The following is a 3570-nucleotide window of genomic DNA, read 5'->3' as shown; positions in this document are numbered from 1 at the left end:
AGCCCTGCTGGTTGGGTTGCTGGAGGCGATTTTGGAGCGCGCGGCCGATGTACTGGAGCGGGTGGCGGCTGATCTCAACGAAGTCTCTCTGCGGCTGTTCTTCAAAGACACCGACCACAAGAAATCGGATGAGCAAATGCAGGCCCTGCTGCGCCGACTGGGCCGCAAGCGCCGTATTTCTGCCCTGTTGCGGGAAAGCCTGTTCAGCTTCGACCGGATGGTGCCCTTCCTCATCGAACAATCGGGCGACGCCCTCACCGCCGATTGCCGCACGCGGCTTTCCTTGCTCTTGCGCGACATTCGCTCGCTCACCACCTTCGAGGCGCAGCTTTCGTCGGAAGTCAGCTATCTGCACGAAGCCACCCTGGGGCTGATTACGCTTGAGCAGAACCAGATCGTTAAAGTCTTCTCCATTCTCGCCGTGCTGTTTCTGCCGCCGACCCTGGTCGGTTCGATCTATGGGATGAATTTCGATTTCATGCCCGAGTTGCATTGGCGCTTCGGCTATCTCTTCTCCTTGGGGCTGATGCTGGCCTCGGCGCTCGTGCCGTTTTTCTGGCTGCGGCGGCGGGGTTGGCTCTAAGCTGTTAAGCCCTCTTTTCGCGAAGGACGCGCCCCATGAGTTTCGAGTCCGCGCCGCTGTTCGTTTTCGCCGCTGTTCTCATCGGCCTTTTGCTGTTCACCATGATTTTTCAGGTGCAGCAGAACGAGGTGCGCACGGTGACGCGCTTTGGCCGGTTCGTGCGCGTGGCCTCCGCCGGGCTCAACATCAAACTGCCCGCGCCGTTTGAGCAGCTTGATAAGCGGATTAATTTCCGAGTGTTTTCGATCGCCGTCTCCCAGCAGATCCGCTCCAAAGACAATCTGTTCATGACGCTGTCGGCCAGTGTGCAGACCTCCGTGACCAATAACCGCGAGAGCGTTATCGCGGCGGCCTATAGCGTTGATAACGTCGATGAAATGCTGGCGGGTTTTGTCATGGACGCGATGCGGTCGGTGACGGGCAATAAAAGCAGCGCGGAACTTTATGAAGAGAGCATGAGCCTCGGCCATCAGTTGGAAGAGCAGGTGGCGGCGCGTTTTGCCGCCTTCGGCTATCAAATCCAGAGCATCACGGTCGGCGCGCCCCATGTGTCGGAGGAAGTGCAACGCTCCTTCGATAAGGTGGTGAGCGCCGCGCGCGGCCAGGAGGCCGCCCAGTTCGAGGCCCATTCCACCCTCATCCGCCGCCGGGGCGAGGCCGAGGCGGACGCCGCCTATATGATCCGCCAAGCCCAGGGCATCAGCGAAGCCCGCGCCCTCATCTTCAACGGCTATGTCGCCCTGTTGCGCGAAAATGCCGACGCGCTCCACGCCGCCGGCGTCAATCCCGAGCGACTGATGGAACAGTTGATCGAGTTCAACCGGTTGGATGCCATCGTCCACGCCTCCAGCAAAGGCAAGCTGGTGGTGATGGACGTCGCCGCCCCCAGCCGCCTCGGCGCCCAGTTCGCGGCCCAAGAGGCGGCGGGCGAGGCGAAGCCTACGCGGGTGCCGACGGCGGGTTAGGCGGCTTGCCCGCAAAATGTGCTTCTAAGGCACACTCATCGGGGTAAACTCGCGCGCCTGTGCCTTTGTTTTTGGAAGAGCCCGATGACGCCCGCCCAATTTGTGATGAAGTATCAAGAGATTGCGCTGACCGAGCGGGCTTTAGCGCAGTCTCATTTCAACGATCTTTGTGCTTTGCTGGATGAACCCACCCCAACGGCGGCAGACCCGAAGGGCGAATGGTATGCTTTCGAGCGCGGGGCCACCAAAACCGATGGGCGGCGCGGGTGGGCCGATGTTTGGAAGAAGGGGCATTTCGCCTGGGAGTATAAGCGCCCCGGCTCGGACCTAAAGGTCGCCCTCAGTCAATTGCAGCAATATGCGTTGGCGCTTGAAAACCCGCCGCTGCTGATCGTTTGCAATATCGACGCGATCCATATTCGCACCAATTGGACCAATAGCCCGAGCAAATCCTACGATATTGCGCTGAACGATATCAAAAACGATCCCGAGAAGCGTAAATGGCTGAAATGGGCCTTATCCGACCCCGAACGCCTACGCCCTAGCGGGCTAACCCGGCAGGGCATTACCGAAAAAGCTGCCCAAGATTTTTCGGTCTTGGCCGAACGATTGCGCGAGCGGGGGCATGATCCGCAGGCGGTGAGCCATTTTCTCAATCGCCTAATCTTTTGCATGTTCGCCGAATATGCCGATTTGCTGCCGCCCAAAATGTTTCAGCGCGTGCTGGGGCTCAGCCTCAATCAGGCGCATCTCTTTATAAACTTCGCCCAAACCCTGTTTACGGGCATGCGAACCGGCGGCTGGATTGGGCTGGAACAGGTGGCCTGGTTCAACGGCGGCCTGTTCGACCATGACAGCGCCCTGCCCTTGGAGCGCCCAGATATTCTGCTGCTGCAACGGGTCGCGGACTTGGATTGGTCGGCCATCGACCCCTCCATCATGGGTACTTTGTTCGAGCGCGGGTTGGATAAAGACAAACGCGGCCAATTGGGCGCGCATTATACCGACCGCGATAAAATTATGCTGATTATCGAGCCGGTCATTCAACGCCCGTGGCGGGCAGCTTGGGGGGAAACCAAAGCGCAGATCGCAACGCTGATGGAAAAAGCCGCCGCCAGCCCCACGCCGAAAACCCGCGCCACGCTTACCGCAAAAGCCCAAGCCCTTTACTTGGACTACCTGGAGCGGCTTCGGCGTTTTCGCGTGCTCGATCCTGCCTGTGGGTCAGGCAATTTTCTCTATCTTGCCCTGCATGCGCTCAAAGATTTGGAGAATATCGCTGGGGTCGAAGCCGAGGCCCTGGGCCTCACCCGCCAACTCGTTATCGGGGTGGGTCCGAACGCCTTACACGGGATCGAGATCAACCCTTACGCCGCCGAACTCGCCCGCACCGCCTTATGGATCGGCGATATTCAATGGTTGCAGCGCAATGGCTTCGGGGTGTCGAAAGACCCGGTGCTGAAGCCCCTCGACGCGATCGAGTGCCGCGACGCGCTGCTGACCGCCGACGGCACCCCCGCCGACTGGCCCGACGCCGACGTGATTATCGGCAACCCGCCGTTTATCGGCGATAAAAAGATGAAAAAGGAGTTGGGCGAAGCCTATACCGCCCGCGTCCGCGCCGCCTATGCCGGGGCCGTGCCCGGCGGGGCCGATTTCGTTTGCTTCTGGTTCGCCAAAGCCGACCAGCAGATGCGCGCAGGCCGAACCGGGCGCGTGGGGCTGGTGAGTACAAACTCCATTCGCGGCGGCGCGAACCGCAAACTCCTCGCCGCCATTACCGACCACCACCAAATCACCGACGCCTGGAGCGACGAGCCTTGGACTCAGGACGGAGCCGCCGTGCGCGTCTCGATTATCTGCTTTGCCCCGAAGACGGAGGGGCAAACGGTGCAGGTCGATGGGCAGCCGGTCGCCGAGGTGTTTGCCGATTTGACGGCGGGGATAACGAGTCTTGTATCTTTATCGAGTGCTACAGAAAATCTAGAGATCGCATTTATCGGGACTCAAAAAAATGGGCCG

The 3570-nt window shown here is 60.0% G+C and carries 3 protein-coding genes; all 3 read left to right on the top strand.

What is annotated here, in order from left to right:
* A partial coding sequence (locus ACIQ36_RS19290) for a CorA family divalent cation transporter (protein ID WP_395832385.1) occupies positions 1-583 on the top strand: 583 nt, incomplete at its 5' end.
* Positions 584-618: 35 nt separating this feature from the next.
* A complete protein-coding gene (locus ACIQ36_RS19285) occupies positions 619-1548 on the top strand; it encodes an SPFH domain-containing protein (RefSeq protein WP_395832383.1) in 930 nt (309 codons plus the stop codon).
* An 84-nt stretch (positions 1549-1632) separates the two neighbouring features.
* The coding region (locus ACIQ36_RS19280) for a DNA methyltransferase (protein ID WP_395832381.1) at positions 1633-3570 on the top strand (1938 nt) is incomplete at its 3' end.

This window comes from Elstera sp. (assembly GCF_044372965.1).
Lineage (GTDB): Bacteria > Pseudomonadota > Alphaproteobacteria > Elsterales > Elsteraceae > Elstera.
The sequence above is the reverse complement of the archived record's forward strand: the minus strand, read 5'-3'. Positions and strand labels throughout refer to the sequence as shown.